The following is a 24,226-nucleotide window of genomic DNA, read 5'->3' as shown; positions in this document are numbered from 1 at the left end:
CGACTTTTGGGAGGGTTTCTATGCGTATCGGTCTGGTCATGGATGCGACGTGCGATCTGCCACTGGAATTTGTGCAGAAGAACAACATCACGGTGCTGCCGATCTTCGTCAACGTGGAAGGCGAAACCTTCGCCGACCAGCACGATCCGGTCGAAACCCAGCGCTTTCTGGACTCGGGCATGGGCAGTCGAAGCCATGCCGCCGAGACCACCCCCTATTCCGCCGAGGAAGTCATGCAGCTGTTCATGGAACGGCTGGTGATCGACTACGACTGCGTGTTCTGCTTCACCATCACCGCCACGCGCAGTCCGGTGCACGAACAGGTCAGCAAAGCCAGCTTCTCGATCCTGAAGAACTACCGTCCGGTCCGCCAGGAAGCCGGTGTGACCGGCCCGTTCCTGATGCGCGTGATCGATACGCAGACGCTGTTCGCCGGCTCGGCAATCCCGGTCATCGAAGCGGTGCGTCTGCTGGAAACCGAGCAGAGTCCGGGACAAATGCGCGAACGACTGGAACAGGTCGCGCAGAACTCGCACGGCTTCCTGATTCCCCGCGACCTCAACTACCTGCGTCAGCGCGCGCGCAGGCGCGGCGACCGCAGCATCGGACTGTTCGGGGCCACCCTGGGCTCGGCGCTGGACATCAAGCCGATCCTGCGCGGCTGGCGCGGCAATACCGAGCCGATGACCAAGGTGCGCGGTTTCGAGGCCGCCGCGGAAACCCTGTTCAAACACATCGAGGAACGCATCCGACACGGCCTGATGGTGCCGACCGTGACGCTCAGCTACGGCGGCGATCTCGACGTGATGCGCGACCTGCCCGGCTACGACGCGCTGCGTCAGACCTGCGCCGACCACGGCATCGGCCTGATGGAATGCCCGATGAGCATCACCGGCATGGCCAACACCGGTCAGGGCGGCCTGTGCGCGGGCTTCGCCTGCGAACCCTACGAACCCGAGTTCTGAGCGCACGCGCGCTTCATGCGCGTGCGGTTACAATCCGGCCATGGCCCGGCATCTTTCCGCATATGCACGGCGAGCCGCGCTCCGGCGCGGCCTTCCGCTCCTGCTTCTGTCGCTGCTGATCAGCGCACCGGCCGCGGCCGACACGATCTACAAGTGCACCGACCGCAACGGCCAGGTCAGCTATCAGGACACGCCGTGCACAAAAGCCAGCAAGCAACAGACGCTGGACATGCCCGCGCCACCGCCAGTGAGCCATCCCCCGACAGCACCGCCTAGCGCACCGCCCGAGCCGCCACCGGCACGTATCGCGCCGGCGCCCAGACCGGAGCCTGCCCCGGTCACGATTCCGCAGCTCTACAGTTGCGTGCGCGCCACCGACGGCAAGGTGTACGTCAGCCGCAATGGCCATCCCAACGCCTACCTCGCGCCGCTGGGCATGCTCGGTGCATTCCAGCTGCCGCTGGCCAATACCTACGGTGGCAAGAACGCCGCCCGGCGCGCGGCGTCCGACCCGCAACTGGCGCGTGGACGCATCACGAAGGGGCTGGTCTCCGGACACTACACCTGGGTGCAGGATCGCTGTCGGCCGATGAGTCCGTACGAAATCTGCCTCACACTCCGCGGCCAGCTCGACGAGGTCGAGGACAAGATCCGGAAGGCTTTTCGCAGCGACCGTCCGCCGCTGGAACGGCAGGCCGCGGCGCTGCGCAAGGACATGGTCGGCTGCAATCGCTGACCCTCACGCGGCGCGCATGCAGCGCCGTTCGTGCTCGAGCAGCCATTGCTTGGCTTCCATGCCGCCACCGTAGCCGGTGAGGCTGCCGTCCGCGCCAATCACGCGATGGCAGGGCACGATGATGGAAAGCGGATTGGCGCCATTGGCCGCGCCCACGGCGCGCACGGCGCGCGGCCGACCGATGCTTCGGGCCAGCTCAGCGTAACTCGCCGTGCGTCCGTAGCCGATATCGAGCAGACCCTCCCAGACCCCGCGCTGGAACGGTGTGCCGTGCGGACGCGTCGGCAGGTCGAAATCGAAACGCTCGCCGGCGAAATAGGCGGCGAATTGCGCACAGATCGGCGCCAGCCGTGCGCGATCCTCATGCACCGGTCCGAGGTCCGGCGGCGGCTTGCACGACTGCGGAAGATTCACGCGCACCAGCGCGCCGTCCTCGTCGGCAATCAGGGTGAGCACGCCGATCGGCGTGTCGAGGCGGTCCTGGTAGAACATGGTCGTCACTCCTCGCAGCGCCACAGCAACAGCGTGGCGTAGGCGCGCCACGGCCGCCAGGCCGCGCTGCGCGTTTCCAGTTCTCGGGTCGAAAGCGTTCGACCCGCCCCGGCGCGTCGGCGCAGGATCAGGTCGGCGGCCGGGAAGGCATCCGGATGACCGAGCGCGCGCAGGGCGATGTAGTGCGCAGTCCACGGACCGATGCCGGGCAAGGCGGTCCACATCGACACAAAGGCATCGAGACCGCGTTCGGGACGGAAATCGACCTCACTGGCGGCGACGGCCGCGGCCATCGCGCGGATCGTGCGTGCGCGCTGCCCCATCACGCCGACGTCCTCCAGTTCGGCATCGGCCAGCGCACCCGGCGTCGGGAAGGCATGCAATGGAGTACCGTCCGGCGTGCTCAGAGAAAGCGCATCGCCCCAGCGCTCGACGATGCGCGAAGCCAGCGTGCGCGCCGCAGCGACACTGACCTGCTGACCCAGCACCGCGCGCACCGCGATCTCGAAGCCGTCCCAGCCGCCCGGCACGCGGATGCCCGGATGCCGCCGCAGCAGACGCCTCAGCAGCGGGTCGCCGGACAGCCCCTGGGCGATGGCCTGCGGCTCGGCGTCCAGGTCGAACAGACGCCGGACGCGGGCCACGACGTCGGTCAGCACATCCGTTCGCGGATGCTCGACATGCAACTGCAACGCCGACTCACCAGCCAGTGCCTGCACGCGCAGCCGCCCCGCTTCGCCGCGCATCCGGAACACGCGTTCGTATGCATCATCGGTGACGCGCTCGATGCCCGGCATGGCGCGGGCGGCGAGGAAATCGAGCATCGCGGAAAAGTCGTAGGGCGGTCGATACCCCAACCGCAGTCGCACACCCGATGCGTCGGTCGTGACGCGGCGACGGCGCATCTCGCGCGGCGGCACGCCAAAGCTGTCGAGGAACGCCGCATTGAAGCGACGCACGCTTCCGTAGCCCGCACCCAGCGCAATCTGCGTGATCGGCAAGGCGGTCTCGTCCAGCAGTTTGCGTGCGAACAGCAGGCGCCGTGTCGCCGCCACCTGCAGCGGGCTCGCACCCAGCGTGTCGGCGAACAGACGGCGCAGATGGCGTTCGCTCAAGCCGGTCCGTTCGGCCAGCACGGCCACCGGCGCATGATCGAGCAATCCGTCCTCGATCATGCGCAACGCGCCGGCCACCAGTTCGTTGCCGCTGCGCCACGCCCACGCGCCCGGCGCCAGTTCGGGCCGACAGCGCAGACACGGTCGATAACCGGCCGCCGCGGCGGCCGCCGCCGTGGCGTAGTAGGTGACGTGCTGCGGTTTCGGCGCGGGCGCAGGACAGACCGGACGGCAGTAGATGCCGGTCGAGCGCACGGCGGTGAAGAACAGGCCGTCGAAGCGCGCGTCGCGACTCAGGCGTGCCTGTTCGCATACCTGGTGCTCGGGAAGCTGCAGTGGATCGGCCACGGAAGTCATGCGCCAAGCTTAGCGCCGTCGAAAGACTAAACCAGCCGTTTTCGGCCATGTAAGTATCGTGGGGCCGGAGCAGCTCAAGCCACTGTTTGACCCGCTCCGGCCTTGCTACATCACCTGCGCTAAAAACCGTAGCGCAGAAATCCACCGTCGACGGCGATCAGTTCTCCGCTGATGTAGCTGGACGCAGGCAGACACAGAAACGCGACCGCCGCCGCCACCTCTTCCGGTTCGCCGATGCGCTGCATTGGTGTGCGTTCGAGCACTTCTTCCAGGTAGTCCTCGTCGGCCAGCGCCGGCTCCGAGCGCTGGGTGCGGATGTACCACGGCGCCACCGCGTTGACGCGAATACCGTCACCGGCCCATTCGCAGGCGAGATTGCGTGTCATCTGATGCAGCGCGGCCTTGGTCATGCCGTAGAGCACACCGGTGCGTACATGCATCACACCCGACACCGAGCCGATGTTCACGATGCCGGCGTTGGCGTGCTGCACCAGATTCGGATGCGCGAGGCGGCTCATGTCGAAGGCGCTGAACAGGTTCTGCTCGAACAGCGCGCGCACGTCCTCGTCGGTGTATTCGAGCGCCGTCTTGATGACATTGCCACCGACATTGTTGACCAGCAGCGACAGCGGCACGCCCAGGTCGGCAACCCAATCAAACACGGCCATGCGCTCCTCGGGCTGCGCGAGATCGGCAGCGAACGCGCGCACCTGGACGTCTGGACATTCCTCGGCCAGCTCGTCGCGAACCTGCTCGAGATAGTCGCCGTCGCGCGCCACCAGCAGCAAGTCCGCGCCCAGCGCACCGAGTTCACGCGCGCAGGCCAGGCCGATGCCCTTGCTGGCGCCGGTGATCAACGCGGTCTGGCCGTGCAGACGCCAGCTGGTGAGTCGCGGATGCATGCTCGATTCTTCCTTCACGTATCAGGAGCACGACCGTGCGCGACGATGGGAAATGTGCGCCACACGACCGTTTCGCCGCATCGTACAACGCATGCGCTTGCCGCGTGCGCGAACGCGCGCGAGACTGCGGCGGACATTCATGCCTCGGGGGACTTACTCATGCGTTACATGAAAACCGCCGCCTGCGGACTGCTCGTCGCGCTGCTGGCCGCCTGTTCGAAGTCGCCCGCACCCGATACGCCGCAGCCGCCTCAGCCGAAGGCCGCCACCGCATCCACCGCGATGCCGGCCTCGAACCCGCTCACCCCGCTGCTGAACACGCGCGACCGCGCCAAGTCGGTGCAGCAGACCCTGAAGGCCCACGACGACGCCGAGCGCAAGGCCCTGCAGGACGCGCAGCAGTAACGATCACGGGCCACCCGATGTCTCAACGCGGCGCGCAGAGGCAGTCGGCGTAGACGTTGAGCTTGCCCGGCTTGGCGTGCTGCAGCAGGGTCCAGCCCGGGATGCGCTCGCGCATCTCGCGCAGCCAGGCCGGCGGCTGCAGACCGAGACTGGCCAATGCATGCGCCGCGGCGCTGTCGCCGAAGCCCGTCATCAACCGCTTCAGACCGGAACTTCCCGGCGGAGCCATGTAGCGCACCGCGCTCGATTTCAGCCCGGCCTTCTTCGCGGCGTAGGCGATGGCATCGCGCACCCCGCCGAGCTGATCGACCAGACCGCGCTGCAAGGCCTGCGTTCCCGTCCACACACGCCCCTGCGCGATAGCGTCGATCTGCTTGAAGGTCTTGCCGCGTGCCTTGGCCACGCCGCCGACGAAGTCGCGGTAGCCCTTGTCGATCACGCCCTGCATCAACTGGGCCATCTGCGGATTCAGCGGTCGCGTGATGTCACCCGCGCCGGCCAGCGGGCCGACGCCGACACCGTCGTTGTGCACCCCGATCTTGTTCAGCAGACCGGGCACGTTGTAGACCATGCCGAAGATGCCGATGGAGCCGGTGATGGTGTTCGGTTCGGCAAAGATGCGGTCCGCGTTCATGGAGATCCAGTAGCCGCCGCTGGCCGCCACGTCGCCCATCGAGACCACGACCGGCTTGCCATCGGCGCGCAGCAGCGCGACCTGGCGACGGATGCGCTCGGCAGCGTAGACCTCACCGCCGGGCGAATCGACGCGCAGCACCACGGCGCGCACATGCCCGTCCATGCGCGCGCGGTACAACTGCTGCGCGGTGGAGGCGCCGCCGATCTTGCCCGGCCGCTGCTTGCCGCCGACGATCTCGCCCTCGGCGACGATCACCGCAACATGATCGCGGCTCGACGACACCGGGCCGCTCACCGCGCGCAAGTAATCCTTCATGTCGATCTCACGAATGCCCTGCCCCTTCGCGCCCGCCGGCACGCCATCCTTGCGCAGCATCATCACCAGATCGCGACGCGTCGCCAGGCCGTCGACCAGGTGATCCTCGACCGCCAGCTTGCCCAGGTCGCCGCCAGCCGCGGCCAGACGGTCGGTGACGCTGTCCACGGATTGCCGCAGCGCATCCGGATTCAACTTGCGCTGCTTGGCGACGTCGTTCAGCCACTGCTTCCACAGTCCGCCCATCCAGTAGGCATCGGCCTCCTTGGCCTGCGGCGAAGCCTGATCCAGCACGTAGGGCTCGGCGGCGGACTTGAACTGACCGACGCGGAACAGATGCACGTCGACGCCGAGTTTGTCGAGCAGATCCTTGTAGAACAGACGGTAGCTGGACAGACCGGTAATCAGCAGGCCGCCCATCGGGTCCAGCAGCACCTTGCTGCCGTGCGCGGCCAGGTAGTACTGGCTGCGGTCCATGCTCGGCGCCCATACGTCGACCGGCTTGCCGCTCGCGCGGAAGCGATCCAGCGCCGCGCCGACCTCGCGCAACGCGGCAAAGCCGCCGGCGCGCAACTCGCCCGGCAACAGCACGATGCGGGTGATGCGCGAATCGGTACGCGCATGGTCGATCGCCGCCACCAGATCGCGCACCTGCACCTGGCCGATCGGATCGCCAGACAAACCGGCCAGCATGCGCTCGAGCGGTGCGACGCTATATTGCTCGACCAACTGCCCCTGCGGCTGGAGTACCAGCACGCTGTCGCGTTTCACCTCGGGCTTGTTCGAACCCGACAGCACGCTGAAGAGCAGGAGCAGCAGCCCGAAGAAGATGACGTTGAGGATCAGCAAGCGGAACAGGTTGAGACCGCGGAAGATCAGCACGATGAAGGCGATGAAGCCGTTGCGTTGGGTGCCCGCCATGAACGCATTCCAGATGAATCGGTGACTCAGCCTAGCGTGTCGCCCCGATCCGGTCATCTGCCACAGGTCAGTCGTCCACCGCCGCCCCCGGCGCAAGCGGAACGTGACGCAGCCAGCGTTCGCTGGACAGCGTGCGCCACAGCCGCGTGAACAGCAGCACCGCCGCGGCACTGAGCCCGACCACGAGTCCCGCCCACATGCCGCGCGCGCCCCAGTGCAGATGGAACGCCAGCCACCAGCCTGCCGGCATGCCCACGCCCCAGTAGGCGAATGCGCTGATGAGCATCGGCACGCGCGTATCCTTCAGTCCGCGCAGAGCGCCGTTGGACGCCACCTGGATGCCGTCCGAGAACTGGAACAGGCCCGCCAGCACCATCAGCTGCGCGGCCATCCCGACCACCGCCGCATCGTCGCTGTACAGCCCGGCGATCGCGTGCGGAATGCCCAGCATCAGGCTGCTCGACACCACCTGTGTGAACAGCGTCAGGCCCACGCCGCACAGCGCCGCGTAACGCACGCCGATCACGTCCCGGCGGCCCGCCGCATGACCGACGCGGATGGTGATCGCCATGGCCGTGCCCAACGGCACCATGAAGGCCACCGAGGACACATTCAGTGCGACCTGGTGCGCCGCCGTGACCGTTTCGCCCAGCGTGGCGACGGCCAGCGCCACGGCCACGAACAGGCCGCCCTCCATCAGCAATGTGAACGCCATGGGCGCGCCCAGGTACAGCAGCTCGCCCATCACGCGCGGATGCGGCAGATCGAAACGTTCGGTCAGGCGGATGCCCCGGTAGTTCGGATGTTTCAGGACGTAGAACGCGAAACCGAGCATCTCGCACCACAGCACGATCGCCGTGGCGATGCCGCTACCGCGCGCGCCCATCGGGGAAAAGCCCAGCCGGCCATACATCAGCACATAGCCCAGCGGCGCCAGCAGCACGAGACCACCGAGGCTGAAGAACATCGACGGCCGTGGCAGCGACAGCCCTTCGGACAGCCCGCGCAGGGCGAAATACAGCGTCAGCGCCGGCGCGCCCCAGCCGACGGCGTGCAGGAACGCCACCACATCGGGGCGCAGGCTCGGCACCACACCCACCAGCCGCAGCATGAACTCGGCGTGCCGCACGGCGTAGACCAGGATCAGTCCGAGCAGCAGCGCGATCCACAGAGCCTGGCGGATCGTCGCACCAATCTCGCCGCGGCGTCCGGCGCCATCCAGCTGCGCCACGGTCGGCGGCACCGCGAGCATGGTGCCGATGCCGATCAGGATCGCCAGCGTCCAGATACCGGCGCCGGTCGTCACCGCCGCCTGCACATGCGCATTCAGATGCCCGGAGAGCATGGCGTCGACCACATTCGTACCCACGGCCGCCAGCTGCGCCGCGATCAACGGCAGCGCCAAACGCAGCAACGCGCCGGTTTCACGCGCAACGCGCACGCGATCGATGCTGGATAAGGGCTTGGGCACGGAGAGTCGCCGGGGGATTCGGGCCGGTCATTCTAGCCGCGGTTGGGGGTTCAGGTGACCCCGACCGACTTCTCCCCCGGAGGTTTCAGGCCACCCGGACCGCGCAAGTGCTTGCCGGTGCACGGATTCGGAAAAAATACTGTCGCGACAGTATTTTTCACACCCCGCGCGTCAGGTTGTGCACAGTCGGCGTTGCGTCTCAGCAACCTGTGAGCGAAGGCCGAGGCGAGCTTCCGAATGACTTTCGACACATTTATAAGCACATGTTTTTAAACAATTATTTCAGACTGGTTAAACTTTCACCAATATGTAACTGACCCCATAGCCATGCCCTCTGGGGGCCATGATCCCAACAACGTCCACAGACTTATCCACAGCTTTTGTGGATAACCGGGAAATACGTGACTAAGCGGACACTTAGGGACTTTTCCGAGGAAAACCGTGAACTGTGCCCTGTATCTGACGCATGACGTGCACCCACCCATGGACGTAGGGACCACGCAATGAGGCTGCCGCCTTATGTCAGAATCGATCGCTCATCGGGGGGAGCTCATGCAGGACATCAAGGTATTCGAGGGCGCGCACTGCACCAACTGCGGCGAACCGCTGCAAGGCGCGTACTGCCATCGCTGCGGACAATCCGTACACAGCGTGCTGCGACCCATGCACGGTCTGGTGGAGGAAACGGTCGAAACCGTGCTGCATATCGACAGCCGGATTCTGCATACCGTGCCGAAACTATTCCTGAAACCGGGCTTCCTGACCCTGGAATACTTCGCCGGCCGGCGCATCCGCTACATCGCACCGTTCCGGCTCATGTTCGTGCTGTGCCTGTTGACGTTCTTTGCACTGCATTGGTCGGTCGACAACATTTCCACGATCGACAGCGGCCTGTCCAAGATCGAGAACAGCGCCACCCCCGATACGAGCAATTTCGCCGACGCCCACACGCCGGAGCAAGTGCGCCAGTCGCTGCAGAAGCGGCTTCAGGACCTGGATCAAGTACGGCAGGCTCCGAACGTGCCGACGCTGGCCATCGAGCAGATCGACCGGAGCGAACGCATCCTCCGCAAGCAGGCGAACCAGCGCCTGAGCGAACTCGGCGCACCCCCGCTTCCCGTGCCGGCCACGTCTTCCCGACTGCCCGCAGCGACATCCACCGCCGCCACACCGGCGTCGCAGGAAGCCGATTCGGATACCCTCGCCTCACGCATCGAAGCCAACTGGAAAGCCTTCGCTAAAGGCAACGCGCGCGAGCGCAGCGCCGCCCGGCGACGCATGACCGATGGCGTCTTCGGCACCCTGCCGCAGGCTCTGCTGTTGATGGCTCCGCTTTTCGCCCTGCTGCTGAAAGTCTTCTACCTGTTCAAGCGTCGCCTGTACATGGAACACCTGATCGTGGCCATGCACAGCCACGCCTTCCTGTTCCTCAGCGTGCTTCTGATCACAGGCGTCGGGCTGCTCTCTCACTGGCTGACCCCGCATGCCGCCTGGCTGGAGCATCCGCTGAGCTGGCTGATGCGCGCCCTGCTGCTGTGGATCCCCATCTACCTGTTGTGGATGCAGAAACGTGTCTATCGTCAGGGCTGGCCGGCCACCATCTGGAAATTCCTGTTCATTGGGACGCTCTACAGCGTGCTGCTCACCACCGTGGTGATGGTGGGCGTGGCGCTCGGCATGGCGCACTGAACGCATCGCACACGGCTGACCACGTTCGCCCTGCACACGGCGCGCTCCCCGCTACACTTGCCGCATGTCCGCCGTCCTGCGCATCGCCCTTGCGATTCCGTTGCCGCGCCTGTTCGACTACCTGCCGCCGACCGACGGCACGGTCGAGGTCGGCACGCGCGTGCTGGTGCCGTTCGGTCGCCGGATGCAAGTCGGCATCGTGGTCGAGCATGCTGCACAGAGCAGCGTTCCCGAAAAGCAGCTGAAACGGATACAGCGCGTGCTGGACGACGAACCGCTGCTGCACGGCGAACTGCTCGACAGCCTGAAATGGGCCACCGACTACTGGCTCGGCACGCCCGGCGATGTCTTCCTCAACAACGCGCTGCCCACCGCACTGCGCCAGGCCAAGCCCTGGCCGACACTGGGTGAGGAACGCTGGAGCCTGAGCGAGGAAGGGCACGCGGCGCAACGGGAAGGCAAACGACGCGGACGCAGCCGCGCGCTGCTCGACTTGCTCACAGAAACGCCCCTGCGCGCCAGCGAACTGGATCTGCGCCTGCCCGGCTGGCGCGATGCCGCGCGCCGCCTGCAGAAGGCCGGCCTGGTCGACAGCACAATTACCGCCGAAGACCCACCCGCGCCGCCCGCCCTGGCCGGACCGGAGCACAACGCGGGCCAGCGCGAAGCCATCGACGCCGTGGCCGGCACGCTGGGCGGCTTCGCTCCCTTTCTGCTTCACGGCGTCACCGGCAGCGGCAAAACCGAGGTCTACATCGCACTGATTGAGCGCGCGCTGGCCGCCGGCCACCAGTGTCTGCTGCTGGTGCCGGAAATCGGCCTCGCCCCGCAGACGGTGGCGCGGTTGCGGGCGCGACTCGGCGTGACGGTCGACGTGCTCCACTCCAACCTGGCCGAGGGCGCGCGTGCGCGCGCCTGGCTGCGCGCACGCAACGGCCGGGCGCGAGTGATCCTGGGCACGCGCTCGGCCGTGTTCACGCCGCTACCCGAAGCCGGCCTGATCGTGGTCGACGAGGAACACGACACCTCCTACAAGCAGCAGGAAGGCTTCCGCTACCACGCCCGCGACCTGGCCGTGGTCCGCGCACAACGGCTCGGCGTGCCGATCGTGCTCGGCTCGGCCACGCCGTCGCTGGAAACGCTGGCCAATGTCGACGCTGGCCGCTACCAACGCCTGAACCTGCGCGAGCGCACCGGCGCGCATAGCAAGCCGCCGCGCGCGGAGATCATCGACGTGCGCGGCCAGTCCATGCAGCACGGCCTGTCCAACCCGCTGCTGGCCGCGCTGGATGCCTGCGTCGAACGCGGCGAGCAGGCGCTGATCTTCCGCAACCGCCGCGGCTACGCACCGCTGCTGACCTGCCACCTGTGCGGCTGGCACGCCGAATGTCCGCGCTGCGAGAAACCGCTGGCGCTGCACCACGGCCGCAACCGCCTGATCTGTCATCACTGCGACCTGGAACGTCCCGTACCGACCGCCTGCCCAGGCTGTGGCGGCGAGGGCCTGCACCGCCAGGGGCACGGTACCGAACGCCTGGAAGAAGCCCTGCAGACCCGCTACGCCGATATCCCGGTTCTGCGCATCGACCGCGAAACCACGCGCCGGCGCGAAGCTTTCGAGGATCTTATGGGCCCGCTCGCCGACGGCCGCCCGGCCATCCTGGTCGGCACGCAGATGCTGGCCAAGGGCCATGACCTGCCAAACCTAACCCTGGTCGCCATCACCAGCCTCGACGAAGGCCTGCACAGCCTCGACTTCCGCGCCAACGAACGACTGGCGCAGTTGATCGTGCAGGTCGCCGGACGCGCCGGACGCGCCGGCAAGCCCGGACGCGTCCTGCTGCAGACGCACCACCCCGAACACCCACTGCTGCAGACTCTGCTTCACCGCGGCTACAGTGCCACCTGCGCACTCATGCTGGACGAACGCCGCGCGCTGCAATTGCCGCCCTTTGCCCATCAGGCGCTGCTGCGCGCCGACGCCACCCGCCGCGAGCACGTCGACGCCTTTCTCGCCGCTGCCCGCGAAGCGCTACCGGCATCCGACGCGCTGCGCACATCCGGCCCGATGCCCGCGCCGATGCCGCTGCGCGCCGGCCGCCATCGCGGTCAGCTGCTGCTGGAGGCCGATACGCGCGGCGCCCTGCACGCCATCCTCAGGTCCTGGCGCGAAGCACTGTCCGCGCTCGAGGGCGCGCGCCGCGTGCGTTGGTCCATCGATGTCGACCCGGTCGATTTGTACTGACCCGCGCCACGGTTTTACTCTGAACGTTCCGCCACGCATCCCCCAAGGAAACCCATGGCTTCCCAGCTCGAACAACTGCGCGCGATGACCACGGTTGTCGTCGACTCCGGCGACCTCGCCGCCATCGAACGGCACAAGCCCGTCGACGCCACCACCAATCCGTCACTGCTTCTCAAGGCCGCCTCCATGGATGGCTACAAGGCGCTCATCGACGACGCACTGGACTGGGCACGCGGCCAGAGCAACGACCGCGGGACGCAGATCACCGACGCCAGCGATCGACTCGCCGTCAACGCCGGCTCGCACATCCTGAAACGGATTCCCGGCCGCGTCTCCACCGAGGTCGACGCCCGCCTGTCCTTCGACACCGAGGCCACCATCGCCAAGGCACACCGCCTGGTCGGCATGTATGACGATGCCGGCATCGGCACCGACCGCATCCTCATCAAGATCGCCTCCACCTGGGAAGGCATCCGCGCCGCCGAACAGCTCGAACGCGAAGGTATCCACTGCAACATGACGCTGCTGTTCGCCTTCGAGCAGGCCGTCGCCGCCGCCGACGTCGGCGCATTCCTGATCTCGCCCTTCGTCGGCCGCATCTACGACTGGTACATCGCCAATACCGACCACGACGACTTCGCCGCCGAGGACGATCCCGGCGTGCACTCCGTGCGCAAGATCTACGACTGGTACAAGCGTCACGGCATCGACACCGTGGTCATGGGCGCCAGCTTCCGCAACACCGGGCAGATCACCGCCCTGGCCGGCTGCGACCGCCTCACCATCAGCCCCGACCTTCTGGAAAAGCTGGACGCCACCGACGCCGAACTTCCGCGCCAGCTCGAAGACAGCGGCCACCGCGCGGAGCGTCCCGGAAGCCTCGACGAAAAAGCCTTCCGCTGGGGCAAGAACGAAGACGCCATGGCCACCGAGAAACTGGCCGACGGTATTCGCCGCTTCGCCGCCGATCAGGTCAAGCTGGAGAAACTACTCAACGACAAGCTCTAATCCCGCCTGCCCGGCGCAGACAATGCCGAATGTGTATGCTCAACACAAACGCGCGACGATAGGCGAGGGAGGGGGCTGCATGTCGAGCATCAAGAACTTTTTCGATGGCGTTTTCCGCTGGGTATGGCGGATCAACGGCGTGCTGCTGCTGGCCCTGCTGGTGTTCGCTCTGATCGTTTTCAGTCTGATTCCGAGCGGATTCCACCCGGGACGAAACGAAGTCGCCCAGGAAGGTTCGATCACGCCCCATACCGCATCGCACCCGCACGTTCCTGCGCTGCACTTGGGTCTGATGCGGGACCTTTCGGGCACTCCCATGCTCTACGCACCGCTGAAAGCAGCCGACCCCGACTCGACGGTTTCATTCTCCGGTTCGGTGTCGACGCAGGTGCACAACGTACTCTTCTTCGACATGTCGACAAAGCAGGAACACTGGCTGTTCAAAAATAACCGTCAGGTCATCTCGCGACCCGAAGTCCTCGAGCACAATATGCCTGCACCCTCGGCAAACATGAAACCTGCAAAAAAAGCCGTCGGCCTGATTTTCGGCGTACGCCGGCAAACAGGCGACCCCACGAGTGCCGCGCTATGGGACATCGAGCTGGCTTCTGTCGATGGCCGCCGCGTCACTACGCTCGCATCCGACGTGGATGCCATGATGGGTTTCCACTTCGCAGACGGCACCCGCGCGCTGCTTGTGTTTTATACATCGCATGGCGCAGCACATGTGTTGAATGTAGACCTCGAAACACACAAGGTGCTCTCGACCAGGAAACTCGCAACACCGTTGTAGATACGCAAAATCCGATCAGCCTTTACCTGGCTGAACGCTGACCCGCCATTCAACGAACAATCCTGATTCCGTACGGCTCAGCGCGAACAACTGACTGCTGGTAATCGGAGGTGCATGTGGCCAAGCAAGCCAAGAACACGGTCTGCCTGTGGTACGACGGTGAGGCGGAAGAGGCCGCGCGCTTCTACGCTGCGACATTCCCCGACTCCTCGGTCGATGCCGTGCATCACGCACCCGGCGACTATCCCTCCGGACAGCAGGGCGACGTGCTGACGGTTGAGTTCACAGTGATGGGCATCCCCTGCCTCGGTCTCAATGGCGGACCGCACTTCAAGCACTGCGAGGCGTTTTCGTTCCAGGTCGCGACCACGGACCAGGAAGAAACCGACCGCTGCTGGAACGCCATCGTCGACCATGGCGGCCAGGAAAGCGACTGCGGCTGGTGCAAGGATCGCTGGGGCGTGTCCTGGCAAATCACGCCGCGGGTCTTGATGGATGCGATCACCGACGCCGACCCCGGCATCGCCAAACGCGCCTTCGACGCCATGATGACGATGCGCAAGATCGACATCGCCCTGATCGAGGCTGCACGCCGCGCTTGAGATGCCCGGCCGTCGCATGCGGCACATCCGAATCCGTACGACGACGCCGCGAACCGCACTGCATGCGCAGAAACCGATCTCGTCGAACACCCGTGCCGCGCATGCGGTATGCGCATACCTGTAGGCTCTGAAGTACGTCGACGCATGCACGACCACGGCGACGCCCTCCACGCAGGCATACGGCAATCCGATGAATCCTTCGCTCATCCTCCCGATGGCCGCCCATGTGGCGCTTACCGCATTCCTCTACTTCTTGCTGACCGCCGTCCGCGCGCCCGCCGTCTGGGGTGTGGGCCGGCGGGGCCGTGACCTGCCTTCCTGGACCGCATTCGAACCGCGCATCAGCGCAAATCTCTCCAATCAGTTCGAATGGCCCCTGTTCTTCCACCTCGCATGCCTGCTGTTGATGTCTTTGCACGCCGTCGACACGTGGGCACTGTGGCTGGCCTGGATTTTCGTCGCCGGACGCCTGCTGCACAGCGGCGTGCAGATCCTCATCCCCAACATTCGCCTGCGCGGTCTGGTGTTCACCGTCAACTTTCTCGCTGCCGTAGGATTATGGATACGCGTGCTGATGCTCTGGCCGCACTGAAGCCAGCATTCCGTCCGCAGAGCCGTGTTCCACGAACCTCTTCATCGCCATGTCCGACACCACGCCCACCATCCGTTTCGAAGCGACGCTGCTGCGACCCAGGCACGCGGAGAAGGGGGACCGATGGAGCTTTCTGGTCTTGCCCAGGGACGCCAGCGCACAGCTCCCCACCCGCGGACAGGCATTCGTGAAAGGCACGATCAACGGCGCCACGTTCCGCGCCACACTGGAACCCGACGGACAAAAAGGCCATTGGCTGAAAGTCGGCGCTGCACTGCGCAAGCGCGCGCAGGCGATACCAGGCGAATCCGTCACACTGGCCATCACCACCGACCCGACGCCACCCGAACCTAGGCTGCCGCCGGATGTGCGTCAGGCGCTCTACGATGCGCCCGAGGCGAAGGCCGCCTGGGCCGACATCACCTGTGCGGGCCGCTGGGACTGGCTGCACTGGATCACCGCCGCCAAGCGCGAAGAAACGCGCGCGCGCCGGATCGCCAACGCCTGCGACATGCTGGCTTCCGGCAAGCGGCGCGTGTGCTGTTTCGATCGATCTGGCTTCTACAGCAAGGAATTCAGCGCGCCCGAGGCGGCGGACTGAATTTTCTCAAGTCCCGTCATGGCCCGTGTGCAGTCGTTGCCCTGAACATGCACACTTGCGATTCGCACCTTGCCATTCGACCTCACCATCGGCCGGCACTATCTTCAGTACCAGGAGTTCCTCATGGAGTGTTTTGCGCATCAAGGAAAGCATGCCGTCGGACTATGCAAGGTCTGCACGCGCGGCGTATGTCGCGATTGCGCCATCAAAGCGGAACACAGTCTCGCCTGCTCGCAGGAACATGCGGCATTCGCCGAGAAGCTGACCGAAGTCCAGTTCGCCTCCCTGGGAAACGCCCAGCTATATCGAGCACAGCGCTATGTGCAGCCACTTGCTTCCCTGGCCTTGATTGCGCTCGGCCTGGGCTATCTCTATGCCTATGACGACGACTTGTTCGGGTGGCTTTTTCTCGGCTTCGGCCTGCTCATGGGTCTGACGCATTTCTTCCCTAGGCGCAAAAAGAAAAACTGATTCGATGACGCATTCGCCCGATGGCGCAGAAGGCTCGTGCGCGAAGATCGCCGAAGCCTGGATCCATCTCTGGTCGGGGCCTGAAACTCCCGCCATCGGTCCAGATGTGGGTGACTCGCCGCTGGACTGGACGCTTCCACGCGAAGAGCCGAAACGTTGCCTCGAAGTCATTCTCGAGATACTCGAACGCATCGACACCTCCTCACCGAACGACCTCCTGGCCGTGCTGGCTGCCGGACCACTCGAAGACCTTCTTGTCATGAACGGCCCTGCCGTCATCGATGAAATCGAGACGCTTGCCCGCCAACGCCCTCCATTTCGACGCCTGCTCAATGGCGTTTGGTACCGACGCTGTGAGCCAGACATTCGTGCCAGACTGGCCAAGTATCTACGGCATCGTTGGTAATCGCGCTGTCGGCTATGCATCGGCGCATGAATACCTCCGCCATACTCGCAGCACCACCCCGCTGACAGGCTTCGGAGAGTCTTTGCGTGAACCTCAATCAGATCACCCTCCCAGTCACCGACTTCGAACGCACCGTGGCTTTCTACCGCGACATGGGTTTCACCCTGATCGTGCACTCGCCGCCGCGCTACGCGCGCTTCGCCTGCCCCGATGGTGACGCGACGTTCTCGCTGCACCGCACAGAGCGTCCGGTCGGCGACAGCGGCGTGGTCGTGTATTTCGAATGCACGGATCTGGATACGCGCGTCGCACGGTTGCAGGCAGCCGGATTCGTGTTCCAGCAAGCACCCACGGACGAGCGCTGGCTGTGGCGCGAGGCGCGCCTGCGCGACCCTTCAGGCAACGAGCTGTGCCTGTTCCATGCCGGCGAAAACCGCAAGAACCCGCCCTGGCGCGTGAAAGATTGAACGCCATCCACCGGCACCCTACTCACCCGAACCGCGGGCCGAAGATCCCGCGCACCGAGTCCCCGCGCATGCTCAAGTCTTCCTTCGTCGCCCTGCTCCTGCTCGGCCTGGCGCTGCTGCTCTCCGGATGCCAGCCCGCGCCACCGCCGCGCGTGGTCGGATACGCGACCATCAAGACGGACCCGGCCGACATCGAAGCCTCGCGCCTGGACGCGATCATCTTTGCCTTCGCACAGGTCGAGAACGGCGAAGTCGTGCTCGACGCCAAGCACACCGATGCTTTCGCCCGTTTCCAGCCGCTGCGTCAGCGCAACCCGAAACTGAAGCTGCTGATTTCGGTCGGCGGCTGGGGCGCGGACGGATTCTCGGATGCGGCGATGACGCCTGCCTCGCGCAAGCGTTTTGCGGACAGCGCCGTGACCCTGCTGGAACGCGTCCACGCCGACGGCCTGGACGTCGACTGGGAATATCCCGGCCACGCGAGCGCGGGTATCAAGGCCCGCGACAGCGACCGCGTGCATTTCACCCTTCTGCTCAGCGCATTGCGCCGTGCCATGGATCACGCCTCGCGCACGCATCCGGAAGATCCGCGGCATTTCCTGCTGACCGCCGCCCTGGCCGACGGCCCATTCGTCGATCACGTCCAGTTGCGTGCGATCGCACGCCTGCTGGACTGGATCAACCTGATGACCTACGACTTCAACAACAGCATGACGCCGACCACCGGGCATCACGCCGGCCTGTACCGCTCCGCTGTGTCGACCGCGCGGACCGATCGCTACGCCGACAAGGCCGTACGCCAGTACCTGGCCGCCCACGTACCCGCCAGAAAGATCATGCTCGGCGCGGCGTTCTACGCCCGTGCCTTCACCGATGTGCGCGACCGCGAACGCGGACGCTACCAGCCGTATGGTTCCTTTCTCGGCACCTTCGACTGGCAACAACTAAAGACCGGCTACATCGACCGCAACGGCTTCACCCGTTACTGGGACGCCCGCGCGCAGGCGCCCTATCTCTGGAACCCGCGCACGCGCACCTTCATCACCTACGACGATCCGCAATCGCTTCGCGCCAAGGCCGACTACGTGAAGGAACACCGTCTCGGCGGCATCATGTACTGGGAACAGAGTCTGGATCCGACGCATGAACTGCTGCACGCGTTGACCGACGAACTGAAGGGGCCCGTCTCGCCGGCCTCCAGCCCTCGCACACCGAAAGCACGGCCCTGACTGAAGACGGACTTCCGCCATATGAAGTCGGACCGCCCGCATCCTAGGATGGGAGGTGATCCTTTCCCGCACACGGAGAAGCCTGTGCAGCCCATTGCACGCCTGATCGTCGTCGCCCTGCTCGCGATCTCGACCGCTGCGCTCGCCATCGTGCGACGACCCGGCGTGCCCGACGCACGCTACCGCGTCGAGCGCAACGCCCTGCCCGCGCTGGTGAACCTGCCCGGCGAAGGGCACGGCGCGCTGATCGCGCCGCAATGGGTGGTCACGGCCGGGCACGCCACGCTGGGCTACGACCTGAAACGGGTGTGGATCCACAGTGCATGGCGCACGGTCGACGCAGTGATCACCTATCCGGGCTTCAAGCAGCAATTCGCCGCATTCCGGAAACAGGCCCAAGAACCGACCCTGGCTCACTGGAAAAAACTGCATGCCGGCCTCGAAGGCATGCACGACATCGCGCTGGTCCATCTGCGCAAGCCGGTCACGGATGTGCGCCCGCTGACGCTGTACCGCGACCGCGACGAAACGGGCAAGGTCGTGCAGATCTTCGGCGCCGGCGCGACCGGCGACGGCCGGGTCGGCCAGTATCCGCACGCACCGCACCGCGGCGAGCTGCGCCGAGCCTACAACCGCATCACCCGCGCCCACGTGCAGTGGCTCGACTACCGGTTCGATTGCGGCAAGCAGGCGCTGCCGCTGGAAGGCGTGCTCGGCGACGGCGACAGCGGCGGCCCGGTACTGATCCGGCAGCGGGGCGAATGGAAACTCGCCGGCCTGGCCGACTGGAAGCACTGGCCGCCCGGCGCCCGCACCTTCCGCGCCGGCGTCTGCGGACAGACGTTCTCCAACTCGCGCATTGCGTACTACGCGGACTGGATCAATCGCACCCTCGCGGCCCACGCTCAGCCCCCCTCCCGGTGACCCGCGCCCGCGCATGAGCGCGCGGCCGTCCGCTGCTATGCTGCGGCGAACGCGGGCCTTGGCGCACCGCGATCAGACAGGGACGACCGATGCCGAACATGGAGTCACCCTCGAATCCGCCGCGCAATCTGGTGGTGTTCTGCGACGGCACCAACAACCAGTTCGGCGAGCACAACACCAACGTAATCCGCCTGCTGGCGGCCTCGGCGCGCGATGCGCAGCAGCAACTGGCGTTCTACGATCCCGGTGTCGGTACTTTCGCTGCCACCGGCGCGCTGACGCCAATCAGCAGGCGCGTGACGCAACTGCTGGGATCGGCATTCGGCTTTGGTCTCACTCGCAATGTCGGCCTGTGCTACGACTTCCTGATGCAGCATTACCGGCCGGGCGACCGCATTTACCTGTTCGGTTTCAGCCGCGGAGCCTACACGGCGCGTGTGCTGGCGGCGCTGATCCACGTCTGCGGTCTGCTACGTACCTACAACCCGAATCTCGCCGAGTACGCCATGCGATTGTTCCGGCGCGAAGCGGTGCAGGCCAAGAAGCGCAACGACCGCGCCGAAGCCGATGCCCATGTCTACCGCAGCCTGCACCTGCCACTGTGTGAACAATTCCGCGACACCTTCTCGATCACACCACCGATCCATTTCCTCGGCGTCTGGGACACCGTGTCCAGCGTCGGCTCGATCTACAACCCGTTCAAGCTTCCGTACACGCGCTGGAATCCCAGCGTGCGGACCGTGCGCCATGCCGTCTCCATCGACGAACGCCGCAAGTTCTTCCGCACCAATCTGTGGTCCTCGTCAAATACGGACACGGATGTGAAGCAGATCTGGTTCGTCGGCGCGCATGCGGATGTCGGCGGCGGCTACCCGCGCACGGAAAGCGGACTGGCGAAGATCGCCCTGGCCTGGATGATGGACGAGGCGCAGGCCTGCGGGCTGCAGCTCGACCCTGCGCAACGCGCACAGGTGCTTGCCGATCCGCCGCCGGATGCGCTGGGACCGATGCACGATGCGCTGGACCGCCTCGGCTGGAAACTGGCCCAGTGGGCACCGCGTCGCGAATGGTTGCGTGACGCCGCCAGCGGTCGCTACACGCCGCACTGGCGCTTTTCGCCGCGCCCACTGCCCCGTTTCATCGAGGAAGGCGCGACCATCCACAGCTCGGTATTCCGTCGCATGCGCGACGACCCCGGCTACCGCCCGCCGAACCTGCCCGACGTCGCCTACGACGAATCCGGCCAGCGCCACGACGCGTTCGCCGCGGATTGAACTGCGGCGTTCCCGTATCGCGCGCTCAGGGTTCGAGCACCATCGTCTTCGACAGCGTCGACACACCGCGCTCGTCGAACGCCTCCACCGCGACCACGTAGCGCACGCCCTTGTTCAGCGAGGTCAGCTTCAGCTTCGTCGGCTTGTCCGCGAAGCGCTGGTAGGTCTCGAACAGACGGCCCTTCGCCAGTCCCCAGCGCACGTTGTAGCCGACCGCGCCAGGCACCGGCTTCCAGGTGATCTCGGCATCGCGCGTGTCGGCCAGCCGCCTGGCCGAGACCAGCACCGGCGCGGGCGGCGGCGGGCCGGTCTCGTTGCCGAACACACGCAGGTCGGCGATGGCCAGATGCTTCGCACCGACATGGATGTGCACGTAGCGGATGTAGCGCAGCGTCTGGGCGTGCTTCAGCGGCAGGTAGGCATCAGCGCGACCGCGTCGGCTCTTCGATAGGTCGGCCAGGGTGTGCCAGTGCATGCCGTCCGCCGAACCCAGCAGACGAAAGCGCGTGACGATGTCCGGCGCGTCGCCGTAGCGGCCGGCCTTGTAATCGGCATAATTCACCTGCACCGCTCGCACCGTGCGCGGACCGCCCAGATCCACCGTCAGCGTCTGTCCCGGCGCATTCTTCGCCGCCACCCAGAAGGTGCGCGGATTCTCGTCCGTCGCCAGTGACGGCGGGTGATCGGCGATCTGCGACGAGGCCGTCGCCTGCTTGCGATAGGACAGCAGCATCCAGCCAGTGAAGGTACTCTCGCCCGGCTTCAGCTTGTGCTCGGGCATGTAGTGCGGGAAATCGCCGAAGCGCGTGTTCACCCACATCTGACCATCGGCGGTGAAGCCGGCGGGGTACAGGCCGATACGCCGCTCAAAGGTCCAATTGGTGCCGATCCAGCTGGTGCCGGTGTTCCACCAGTTGCCGTGCACGTCCTCGAACGAGGAACCGTGACCGGCACCCTGCACGAAACCGCCCGGCTTGTAGCCGATCGGGTTGTAGGGTGCGTAGTGGAATGGCCCCAGCGGCTTGTCACTGGTGTACACGCCGGTGGCGTAGACGTTGTACTCGGTGCCGGGCGCGGCGTACTGCAGGTAGTAGTGGCCGCCGTGCTTGTTCATCCAGGCGCCCTCGATGTACGGCGCGATGGTGGTGTTCGAATGATCGCGGCCGAAGCGCTCCCAACCGTGCTGGGCCGGATGCAGCTTGATCAGCGTCACCGGATCGCCGGGATACGTGACGCGCTTGCCCTCGCCCTCGGATGCCTTGTCCAGCGCCAGATTCATCTGGATACCGTAGAGCGGATGGACGTTGGAGGAACCCCAGTACAAGTACACCTTGCCGTCATCATCCTGGAACAGACCGGGGTCCCACGGACCGGACGGCAGGCGTCCCGGCAGAATCGACTTACCGGGCCATGTGGTCTTCGGCACCATCGGCAACCAGCGGGTCCAGAACGACCAGTGCCCCGACGCAGGATTCGTGCTGAACAGCAACGGCTGCGGCCGCATCGAGGCACGCATCAGGAACAGTTTGCCATCGGCGACCAGCGTGGCGGGCGCCACTTCACTGTGGAACGGCCAACGATCGGGCTGGATGAAGCGCCAATGCACCAGGTCCGTCGATCGCCAGTAGCCATCCGCCAGGGTCTGGAACAAGTAGTAGGCGCCCTTGAAGCGCACCACCGCCGGATCCGCGCCGGTGCGGTAGGAAATGCCCCGGTTCATCTGTTCGTAGTTGTAGCGGTAGTCGATATCGACCGGATTGGCGTAGGTGGCGCGCGGCGGAGCCGCCCGCGACACGGCATGCGCCAGCGGCGCAGCCAGCAGAAGCCCCGCAACGAGGCCGCAATGTAAACGTTTACATTGCGAAATCAAAAAGCGTTCGAACTTGCGCAGGGGCATGACGAGGCACCGGGAGCAGCGGCGCGCCGCTGCCCGGCGCGCAGGAAATACGCCCAGTCGCGACCGGGCGGGGGAAGACAGTCATCCTCCTACAGCCGGCACGCCCCTGGCAACCGAACCATCGGCACAGGAACGTCCGGCCCCGTTGCAGCCGGACACGCGGCGCTACGTCGCCGAAGTGCCGGCGCGACTCGACCGCAGCACCATCACGCCCATCAGCAGCATCCCCAGCAGCACGCCGATCGAGCCCAGACTCAGGATCGGCTCGAGCACAGTCTCCGGATACATGTGGCCGTACAGCAGCAGCAGTCCGATGGAGAGCAACGCGGCGCACACGATGTGCAACCAGAACTGGATGCGTGCGATCCAGCGTCCCGGCGTGGTCAGCCACAGCTTGTGGATGATGGCGTAGATGAACGACACCACGAAACCGACCAGCAGGATATGCGCGTGTGCCACCAGCTGACCGTGATTCTTCGATGCCGCCATGTAGATGCCCACGCACAAACCGAACACCGCGAAACCCAGCGCCCACAGCAGAAACTTTCTGTCGTAGTTCATAGCGCCCCCATGCTGGCAACCCGTCATGGGACCGGACCATCGCCCGGTCCCGCCGTGTAACGCCCTTGCCGATCCAGCGAGTCCAGAGCACCCTTGTCTCGCTGCTGGCGACGATAGCACTGTTGTCGACGCGTAGCGTCCGCAATTCGGCCTAGTCCTCGGGCCGTGCGACGCACATACCAGGCGGGTCAGCCAAACATCTCGAGCATAAAAAAACGGCCCCGCGATGCGGGGCCGTTCGGATGTGGTATCGAGTCCGCGCGCTCAGGCGGCGAACACGCCCCGCATCTTCTTCATGGCCGCAGCCTCGATCTGGCGGATGCGCTCGGCGGAAACACCGTATTCATCGGCCAGTTCCTGCAGCGTGGCCTTGTCGTCGGTCAGCCAGCGGCGCTGAATGATGTCACGCGAGCGGTCATCCAGATCCTGCAGCGCCTCGGACAGCGTGTCATGGCGGCTTTCGGCCTGACTGGCGTCGGCCACGTTCTGGTACGGATCGGCGTTGTCGTCGATCAGGAACGTGGACGGCGACGGGCGCGCATCGTCATCGGCATCCACCGGCGCGTCGAAGCCGACGTCGCGACCGGACAGGCGCGATTCCATCTCCAGCACGGTCTTCTCCGGCACGCCGAGTTCCTCGGCCACCGTCTTGACCTCGCCGGCGTTCATCCAGCCCAGACGCTTCTTGCTCTTGCGCAGGTTGAAGAACAGCTTGCGCTGCGCCTTGGTCGTGGCGACCTTGACGATGCGCCAATTCTTGAGGATGAACTCGTGCATCTCGGCACGAATCCAGTGCACCGCGAAGCTCACCAGGCGCACGCCGTGGTCGGGGTCGAACCGCTTGACCGCCTTCATCAGGCCGATGTTGCCTTCCTGAATGAGGTCGGCCAGCTGCAGGCCGTAACCAGAATAACCGCGCGCGACGTGGACCACGAAGCGCAGATGAGCGGCAATCAGCTGCTTGGCCGCGCCGAGATCTTCCTCGGCGTGGTAGCGCTCGGCCAGCTGCTGCTCTTCCTCGGCGCTCAGTACCGGGATGCGATGCACCGCGGAAATATACGCGTCGAGGCTGCCGGCAACACTGGGGATCGGCAGATTGTTGGCAACCAGGGCCTGATTCATGAACTCGAACCTCCTGAGGAACGTTCAGA

At 65.6% G+C, this 24,226-nt stretch carries 24 protein-coding genes; 16 read left to right on the top strand and 8 right to left on the bottom strand.

Features of this window, described 5'->3' with window-relative positions:
* Nucleotides 1-20: 20 nt before the first annotated feature.
* Both BTJ49_RS04770 and BTJ49_RS04765 read left to right on the top strand, forming a co-directional pair.
* Nucleotides 21-965: a DegV family protein gene (locus BTJ49_RS04770; protein WP_113064226.1), complete on the top strand. Its 945-nt coding sequence runs from the start codon at nucleotides 21-23 to the stop codon at nucleotides 963-965.
* A gap of 40 nt (nucleotides 966-1,005) precedes the next feature.
* The gene (locus tag BTJ49_RS04765; RefSeq protein ID WP_113064225.1) at nucleotides 1,006-1,701 is read left to right on the top strand and encodes a DUF4124 domain-containing protein; all 696 of its coding nucleotides are present in this window, start codon (nucleotides 1,006-1,008) and stop codon (nucleotides 1,699-1,701) included.
* Nucleotides 1,702-1,704: 3 nt separating this feature from the next.
* Here the strand turns inward: BTJ49_RS04765 and BTJ49_RS04760 are convergent, their stop codons facing one another.
* The 3 genes from BTJ49_RS04760 to BTJ49_RS04750 form a co-directional block, all read right to left on the bottom strand.
* Nucleotides 1,705-2,193 carry a methylated-DNA--[protein]-cysteine S-methyltransferase gene (locus BTJ49_RS04760; RefSeq protein WP_113064555.1) on the bottom strand — a complete coding sequence of 163 codons (489 nt, stop codon included), beginning with the start codon at nucleotides 2,191-2,193 and terminating at the stop codon, nucleotides 1,705-1,707.
* A 5-nt stretch (nucleotides 2,194-2,198) separates the two neighbouring features.
* A complete protein-coding gene (locus BTJ49_RS04755; RefSeq protein ID WP_113064224.1) occupies nucleotides 2,199-3,665 on the bottom strand; it encodes a DNA-3-methyladenine glycosylase 2 in 1,467 nt (488 codons plus the stop codon).
* A 119-nt stretch (nucleotides 3,666-3,784) separates the two neighbouring features.
* Entirely contained in the window at nucleotides 3,785-4,567 is a 783-nt protein-coding gene (locus BTJ49_RS04750) for an SDR family oxidoreductase (RefSeq protein ID WP_113064554.1), read from the bottom strand.
* Nucleotides 4,568-4,726: 159 nt separating this feature from the next.
* Here BTJ49_RS04750 and BTJ49_RS04745 point away from each other — a divergent pair, with 159 nt between their 5' ends.
* A complete protein-coding gene (locus BTJ49_RS04745) occupies nucleotides 4,727-4,972 on the top strand; it encodes a hypothetical protein (protein ID WP_113064223.1) in 246 nt (81 codons plus the stop codon).
* Nucleotides 4,973-4,994: 22 nt separating this feature from the next.
* Here BTJ49_RS04745 and sppA read toward each other — a convergent pair whose 3' ends face one another.
* Together sppA and BTJ49_RS04735 are read right to left on the bottom strand one after the other, a co-directional pair.
* Nucleotides 4,995-6,845 (bottom strand): signal peptide peptidase SppA, encoded by a 1,851-nt coding sequence (gene sppA, locus BTJ49_RS04740; protein ID WP_113064222.1) that lies wholly within the window; start codon nucleotides 6,843-6,845, stop codon nucleotides 4,995-4,997.
* Between the two features lie 67 nt (nucleotides 6,846-6,912).
* Nucleotides 6,913-8,316: an MATE family efflux transporter gene (locus BTJ49_RS04735; RefSeq protein WP_240601734.1), complete on the bottom strand. Its 1,404-nt coding sequence runs from the start codon at nucleotides 8,314-8,316 to the stop codon at nucleotides 6,913-6,915.
* Between the two features lie 552 nt (nucleotides 8,317-8,868).
* Between BTJ49_RS04735 and BTJ49_RS04730 the strand changes: the two genes are divergently transcribed.
* From BTJ49_RS04730 to BTJ49_RS04670, 13 genes are all read left to right on the top strand, one after another.
* The gene (locus BTJ49_RS04730; RefSeq protein WP_113064221.1) at nucleotides 8,869-10,005 is read left to right on the top strand and encodes a DUF3667 domain-containing protein; all 1,137 of its coding nucleotides are present in this window, start codon (nucleotides 8,869-8,871) and stop codon (nucleotides 10,003-10,005) included.
* Nucleotides 10,006-10,069: 64 nt separating this feature from the next.
* Entirely contained in the window at nucleotides 10,070-12,250 is a 2,181-nt protein-coding gene (locus BTJ49_RS04725) for a primosomal protein N' (protein WP_113064220.1), read from the top strand.
* Nucleotides 12,251-12,304: 54 nt separating this feature from the next.
* Nucleotides 12,305-13,258 (top strand): transaldolase, encoded by a 954-nt coding sequence (tal, locus tag BTJ49_RS04720; protein ID WP_113064219.1) that lies wholly within the window; start codon nucleotides 12,305-12,307, stop codon nucleotides 13,256-13,258.
* Between the two features lie 79 nt (nucleotides 13,259-13,337).
* A complete protein-coding gene (locus BTJ49_RS04715) occupies nucleotides 13,338-14,051 on the top strand; it encodes a hypothetical protein (protein WP_113064218.1) in 714 nt (237 codons plus the stop codon).
* A gap of 116 nt (nucleotides 14,052-14,167) precedes the next feature.
* Nucleotides 14,168-14,653: a VOC family protein gene (locus BTJ49_RS04710; RefSeq protein WP_113064552.1), complete on the top strand. Its 486-nt coding sequence runs from the start codon at nucleotides 14,168-14,170 to the stop codon at nucleotides 14,651-14,653.
* Between the two features lie 190 nt (nucleotides 14,654-14,843).
* Complete coding sequence (locus BTJ49_RS04705) at nucleotides 14,844-15,245, top strand: MAPEG family protein (RefSeq protein ID WP_113064217.1); 402 nt, start codon at nucleotides 14,844-14,846, stop codon at nucleotides 15,243-15,245.
* A gap of 49 nt (nucleotides 15,246-15,294) precedes the next feature.
* Nucleotides 15,295-15,846 carry a YdeI/OmpD-associated family protein gene (locus BTJ49_RS04700; RefSeq protein ID WP_113064216.1) on the top strand — a complete coding sequence of 184 codons (552 nt, stop codon included), beginning with the start codon at nucleotides 15,295-15,297 and terminating at the stop codon, nucleotides 15,844-15,846.
* A 69-nt stretch (nucleotides 15,847-15,915) separates the two neighbouring features.
* Nucleotides 15,916-16,317, top strand: coding sequence for a hypothetical protein (locus tag BTJ49_RS04695; RefSeq protein WP_113064215.1), 402 nt, complete (start codon nucleotides 15,916-15,918; stop codon nucleotides 16,315-16,317).
* A 4-nt stretch (nucleotides 16,318-16,321) separates the two neighbouring features.
* On the top strand, nucleotides 16,322-16,723 hold the full coding sequence (locus BTJ49_RS04690; RefSeq protein WP_113064214.1) for a DUF6869 domain-containing protein: 402 nt from the start codon (nucleotides 16,322-16,324) through the stop codon (nucleotides 16,721-16,723).
* A gap of 86 nt (nucleotides 16,724-16,809) precedes the next feature.
* Nucleotides 16,810-17,190, top strand: coding sequence for a VOC family protein (locus BTJ49_RS04685; RefSeq protein ID WP_113064213.1), 381 nt, complete (start codon nucleotides 16,810-16,812; stop codon nucleotides 17,188-17,190).
* Nucleotides 17,191-17,258: 68 nt separating this feature from the next.
* Nucleotides 17,259-18,419, top strand: coding sequence for a glycoside hydrolase family 18 protein (locus BTJ49_RS04680; protein WP_113064212.1), 1,161 nt, complete (start codon nucleotides 17,259-17,261; stop codon nucleotides 18,417-18,419).
* Nucleotides 18,420-18,503: 84 nt separating this feature from the next.
* A complete protein-coding gene (locus BTJ49_RS04675) occupies nucleotides 18,504-19,343 on the top strand; it encodes a trypsin-like serine protease (RefSeq protein ID WP_168184666.1) in 840 nt (279 codons plus the stop codon).
* Nucleotides 19,344-19,441: 98 nt separating this feature from the next.
* A complete protein-coding gene (locus tag BTJ49_RS04670; protein WP_168184665.1) occupies nucleotides 19,442-20,617 on the top strand; it encodes a DUF2235 domain-containing protein in 1,176 nt (391 codons plus the stop codon).
* Between the two features lie 25 nt (nucleotides 20,618-20,642).
* Here BTJ49_RS04670 and BTJ49_RS04665 read toward each other — a convergent pair whose 3' ends face one another.
* The 3 genes from BTJ49_RS04665 to rpoH all read right to left on the bottom strand — a co-directional run bounded on the left by BTJ49_RS04665 (nucleotide 20,643) and on the right by rpoH (nucleotide 24,197).
* A complete protein-coding gene (locus BTJ49_RS04665; protein WP_113064209.1) occupies nucleotides 20,643-22,514 on the bottom strand; it encodes a family 43 glycosylhydrolase in 1,872 nt (623 codons plus the stop codon).
* Nucleotides 22,515-22,679: 165 nt separating this feature from the next.
* Nucleotides 22,680-23,075, bottom strand: a complete 396-nt coding sequence (locus BTJ49_RS04660) for a TonB-dependent receptor (protein ID WP_113064208.1) — start codon at nucleotides 23,073-23,075, stop codon at nucleotides 22,680-22,682.
* Between the two features lie 264 nt (nucleotides 23,076-23,339).
* Nucleotides 23,340-24,197: an RNA polymerase sigma factor RpoH gene (gene rpoH, locus BTJ49_RS04655; RefSeq protein ID WP_113064207.1), complete on the bottom strand. Its 858-nt coding sequence runs from the start codon at nucleotides 24,195-24,197 to the stop codon at nucleotides 23,340-23,342.
* Nucleotides 24,198-24,226: the final 29 nt, after the last annotated feature.

The organism is Oleiagrimonas sp. MCCC 1A03011, from assembly GCF_003267965.1.
GTDB classification, from domain to species: Bacteria; Pseudomonadota; Gammaproteobacteria; order Xanthomonadales; family Rhodanobacteraceae; genus Oleiagrimonas; species Oleiagrimonas citrea.
This window is presented reverse-complemented; position numbering and strand designations above follow the sequence as displayed.

Coding starts and splice junctions, on each gene's coding strand:
- BTJ49_RS04730 (WP_113064221.1), top strand. CDS start 8,869: ATGCAGGACATCAAGGTATTCGAGGGCGCGCACTGCACCAACTGCGGC.
- BTJ49_RS04680 (WP_113064212.1), top strand. CDS start 17,259: ATGCTCAAGTCTTCCTTCGTCGCCCTGCTCCTGCTCGGCCTGGCGCTG.
- BTJ49_RS04770 (WP_113064226.1), top strand. CDS start 21: ATGCGTATCGGTCTGGTCATGGATGCGACGTGCGATCTGCCACTGGAA.
- sppA (WP_113064222.1), bottom strand. CDS start 6,845: ATGGCGGGCACCCAACGCAACGGCTTCATCGCCTTCATCGTGCTGATC.
- BTJ49_RS04745 (WP_113064223.1), top strand. CDS start 4,727: ATGCGTTACATGAAAACCGCCGCCTGCGGACTGCTCGTCGCGCTGCTG.
- BTJ49_RS04660 (WP_113064208.1), bottom strand. CDS start 23,075: ATGAACTACGACAGAAAGTTTCTGCTGTGGGCGCTGGGTTTCGCGGTG.
- BTJ49_RS04725 (WP_113064220.1), top strand. CDS start 10,070: ATGTCCGCCGTCCTGCGCATCGCCCTTGCGATTCCGTTGCCGCGCCTG.
- BTJ49_RS04750 (WP_113064554.1), bottom strand. CDS start 4,567: ATGCATCCGCGACTCACCAGCTGGCGTCTGCACGGCCAGACCGCGTTG.
- BTJ49_RS04755 (WP_113064224.1), bottom strand. CDS start 3,665: ATGACTTCCGTGGCCGATCCACTGCAGCTTCCCGAGCACCAGGTATGC.
- tal (WP_113064219.1), top strand. CDS start 12,305: ATGGCTTCCCAGCTCGAACAACTGCGCGCGATGACCACGGTTGTCGTC.
- rpoH (WP_113064207.1), bottom strand. CDS start 24,197: ATGAATCAGGCCCTGGTTGCCAACAATCTGCCGATCCCCAGTGTTGCC.
- BTJ49_RS04765 (WP_113064225.1), top strand. CDS start 1,006: ATGGCCCGGCATCTTTCCGCATATGCACGGCGAGCCGCGCTCCGGCGC.
- BTJ49_RS04715 (WP_113064218.1), top strand. CDS start 13,338: ATGTCGAGCATCAAGAACTTTTTCGATGGCGTTTTCCGCTGGGTATGG.
- BTJ49_RS04690 (WP_113064214.1), top strand. CDS start 16,322: ATGACGCATTCGCCCGATGGCGCAGAAGGCTCGTGCGCGAAGATCGCC.
- BTJ49_RS04670 (WP_168184665.1), top strand. CDS start 19,442: ATGGAGTCACCCTCGAATCCGCCGCGCAATCTGGTGGTGTTCTGCGAC.
- BTJ49_RS04700 (WP_113064216.1), top strand. CDS start 15,295: ATGTCCGACACCACGCCCACCATCCGTTTCGAAGCGACGCTGCTGCGA.
- BTJ49_RS04665 (WP_113064209.1), bottom strand. CDS start 22,514: ATGCCCCTGCGCAAGTTCGAACGCTTTTTGATTTCGCAATGTAAACGT.
- BTJ49_RS04705 (WP_113064217.1), top strand. CDS start 14,844: ATGAATCCTTCGCTCATCCTCCCGATGGCCGCCCATGTGGCGCTTACC.
- BTJ49_RS04760 (WP_113064555.1), bottom strand. CDS start 2,193: ATGTTCTACCAGGACCGCCTCGACACGCCGATCGGCGTGCTCACCCTG.